Annotated in this window: 4 protein-coding genes; 3 read left to right on the forward strand and 1 reads right to left on the reverse strand. The window is 74.5% G+C overall.

Annotated features, from left to right (window positions below; genetic code table 11):
• The first annotated feature begins 95 nt into the window (after positions 1-95).
• Positions 96-458 carry a VOC family protein gene (locus VGD85_RS02935; protein WP_331061951.1) on the forward strand — a complete coding sequence of 121 codons (363 nt, stop codon included), beginning with the start codon at positions 96-98 and terminating at the stop codon, positions 456-458.
• 59 nt (positions 459-517) lie between these two features.
• Positions 518-1333 (forward strand): PASTA domain-containing protein, encoded by an 816-nt coding sequence (locus VGD85_RS02940; RefSeq protein ID WP_331061952.1) that lies wholly within the window; start codon positions 518-520, stop codon positions 1331-1333.
• Between the two features lie 13 nt (positions 1334-1346).
• On the opposite strand, the gene VGD85_RS02945 is transcribed toward VGD85_RS02940, so the two are convergent.
• Positions 1347-2894, reverse strand: a complete 1548-nt coding sequence (locus tag VGD85_RS02945) for a hypothetical protein (protein WP_331061953.1) — start codon at positions 2892-2894, stop codon at positions 1347-1349.
• Positions 2895-3004: 110 nt separating this feature from the next.
• Between VGD85_RS02945 and VGD85_RS02950 the strand changes: the two genes are divergently transcribed.
• Positions 3005-3463: hotdog fold domain-containing protein (locus tag VGD85_RS02950; RefSeq protein ID WP_331061954.1), on the forward strand; the 459-nt coding region annotated here is incomplete at its 3' end.

Below are 3463 nucleotides of genomic sequence, written 5' to 3' on the forward strand. Positions count from 1 at the left end.
GAGTTCCGCCGCCGGCTCGCCGCGGCCTACCCGGCGCAGGACCACGGCGTCGTGCTGCCGTTCCGCCGGGTGTTCGTGGTGGCGCGGGTGCCGTCGTGAGGCTCCACCACGTCCAGGTCGCGTGCCCGGTCGGTGGCGAGGACGAGGCGCGACGCTTCTACCGCGACGGTCTCGAGATGACCGAGGTGGCCAAGCCGGCCGGGCTCGCGGGCCGCGGCGGCTGCTGGTTCCGCGCGGGGACCGCCGAGATCCACGTGGGCGTGGAGGAGCCGTTCGTCCCGGCTCGCAAGGCGCACCCGGCGCTGGTCCTCGACGGTGTCGTGGAGCTCGAGTCCGTCGCGGCCCGGCTGGCCGCCCTCGCCTTCGAGGTGGACTGGCGCGAGCGGCACACGTTCGCGGGCTTCGAGCGGTTTCACACCTTCGACGCGCACGGCAACCGGGTCGAGGTCCTGGCCTGATCGCGTCAACCCCGGATGCCGGCGGCGCGTCCCACGGGTAGGACAGGGGAGGGTGCGCGATGAGGACCCGATGGATCGCACTGGCGGCGCTCACGCTGGCGGTCACCGCCTGCGGATCGAGCGGCGAGCAGGACGCGGCGCGCACGCCGGAGCCCGCCACGACGCCGGCGCCGCCCAGCGAGACGACGAGTGTCGCGGATCTGATGCCCGACCTGGTCGGTCTGCTCGCGCCGGAGGCGGGTCGCCGGGTGGGCGACCTCGGCCTCGGGTCGGACTGGCGCACCGCGACCGTGCGCTGCGAGGCCCGGCCCGGCGTCGTGGTCCGGCAAGCACCGGCACCTGGCGCGACGCTCACCGGCGGGTCCCTCGTGCGGCTGTTCGCCGCGCGGCTCGACCTCGACGAGTTCCGGGGGCCCTGTGACGCGGCCGAGCTGGGCCCGGTCACGGGCGCCGACGCGGTCCTGGCTCGGGCGTTCTACCGGTTCGCGGCGGATCCCTCGCTCGGCGCGCCCTTCGTCGACGGCGAGGTGTGGACCGGCATCGAGGACGGGCTCACCGCGACCACGGTGAGCCCGGAACAACGGGCGGACCTCGCCGCCTGGCGGCTGCCCGGGGAGTACGCCGAGCGGGGCGGGCCGTTCTCGGCGCTCGACGTACTTGCGGGCAGTGGCGGCTTCTACGAGGTGCACCGTGGCGTCGTCGGCACCTGCCCCGGAGGCAACGACGCTGCGCCGCCCGAGCTGGCCGGCCTCCGCGCGATCAGCCTGACCGTCCCGGAGGACTCGATCGACTCGTGCCTGCAGTGGTGGGGCGTCACCCTCTTCCTCGACGGCGACCAGATCCGCGGCGTCGCGCTGCGGCTCGGCTCGCCGTAGCCGGCGCCCGGGGTCAGACCGGCGCGGGGAGGGCCGAGGCCGCGACGGCTCGCGGCGTGCCGCCGTCCTCGGGCAGGAACACGACCAGGCAGAGGTTGAAGTCGCGGTAGAGCGACTGGCCGAACCTGCCGTGGACGGTCCTGAACGCGGACTGCCAGCCGACCTCGAGCTCGTCGCGGGGGTAGGAGGTCACGCGCAGCGGCCGCACCGCGACGGCGAGGTGCCCGCCCTCGGCGGCGACCACCCGCAGGTCGTCTTGCCGAGACTCGGCGGCGGAGTCGATCGTGGCGTGCTGGCTGTCGATGTACCTGCGATCGTCCGGCAGCACCCGGGTCGCCCAGCGGTGGAGCTCGCGCACGGTCTCGGTGACGCCCACGCCGCGGAGGGTGCCGGTGGCGACGTACCTCGTGACCGCGCCGACCGCCGTGCGGGCGGCGTCGATCGTGCCCGGGTCGACGGCCTGCATCCGTCCGGGGTCGTCGATCGGCTCGGGCAGGTCGTCGGGGTCGGCCGCGCTCGTCGTGCGCATCAGCCAGGGCGAGGCCGCGGTCGCGCGGGTGAAGACGTCGACCTCGGCCGCATGCTTCTCCTCGAAGACGACGAGGCTCCACATCGGATAGCTCGTGAAGCGCGGCGAGTAGACGCCCGTCGGGGTGTGCGTGAAGGCACGCGGCTCGTCTCGCTCCTTGGCTCGCCGCGCGACGATCGTGTCGTAGACGTCGTGCTCCAGCACCGGCCCGGTGTCGACGGTGCGCCAGGGCCCGATGGCGTACCGCGGGGCCGCGGCGGCACGGATGGCGCGGTTGTTGTGCTCGTCGTACGCCGCCGCCAGGGCCGCCAGGTCGTCGGGCTCCAACGCGACCCGGCTGGCCGGCTCGGCGTCGACGTGCTGCGGGACCCCGCACCCGGTGGCGACCGTGGCCAGCGCCAGCATCGGCACCAGCAGGCCCGCGGCGCGGCTCCGGCCGCCCCGCCGGCGCACCATCAGCGCCACGGCGAGCCCGAGCAGTGCCGCACCGCCCGCGGCGACCGCGACGAGCAGCCAGAACAGCCCGCCCACGTGGACGCCCACCTGGAGCTCCGGGACCGCACCGCCCGTCGGCTGGGCCAGCAGCTGCAACGGCTGTCCGTGCAGGTCCAGTCGCAGCTCCTGCCAGCCCGCGCCCTCGGCACGCTCGGTCCACAGCTCGGCCGAGGAGAGGTCGCCGAGCGGCACCGGGTCGTGGGCCGCGGCGACGCGCCGGCCACCGGTGACACCGCCGAAGCGGAGACCGGTGACCTCCCAGTGGTCGGCCTGGTCGGCCAGGCTCGAGACGTCGACCGGGTTGCCGGCCGCGAGCAGCACGCCGCCGTCGGCACGGGCGCGGACGACCACCGTGAGGTCGTCGTAGGACAGCAGGTCGGGGGCGCTGACGACGAGCTGGCCCGGCTCCGCATCGGGCCGGGTCGCGGGGAGCAGCACGTCGTCGTCGGGGCCGACGACGACGGCTGCCGCGAGCCCGGCGACCAGGGTCAGCGCACCGACCAGTGCCAGCAGGGTGCGAGCGATCCGTCCGAGCATCGTGGGTCCTCTCCCGAGAGATGCTCGCCAGGCTAGGCGCGGGTCGCGGCCTCCGCGACCGGTCATCCACAGGCCTCGCCAAGAAAGTTACCAACGGGTAATATACGCGCATGAGCCAGGTCCTCACCCTGTGGAGCAAGGCGAGCGCGGTCCCGGTCGTGGGCACCCGGGTCTTCTCGGTGCTGTTCGCGCAGAAGGCGCCGTACTTCGCCTCGATCCGCCCCCGCTTCCTCACCATCGAGCCCAACCGCGCCGAGCTGCTCATCCCCAAGCGCCGGCGCGTGCACAACCACCTCGGCACCGTGCACGCGATCGCGCTGTGCAACGGGCTGGAGGCCGCGATGGGGGCGCTCGCGGAGGCCACGATCCCGGCCGACAAGCGCTGGATCCCGAAGGGGATGGAGGTGTCCTACACCGCCAAGGCGACCAGCGACATCGTGTGCGTCGCCGAGACCGACCCCGAGCAGTGGGTCAGCGGAGATCCGGACCTCCCGGTCCGGGTGCGCGGCACCCGCGACGACGGCACGGTCGTCATCGAGGGCGTGATCCGGCTCTGGGTCACCCCGCGG

It is taken from the genome of Nocardioides sp., from assembly GCF_036401255.1.
Taxonomy (GTDB): domain Bacteria; phylum Actinomycetota; class Actinomycetes; order Propionibacteriales; family Nocardioidaceae; genus Nocardioides.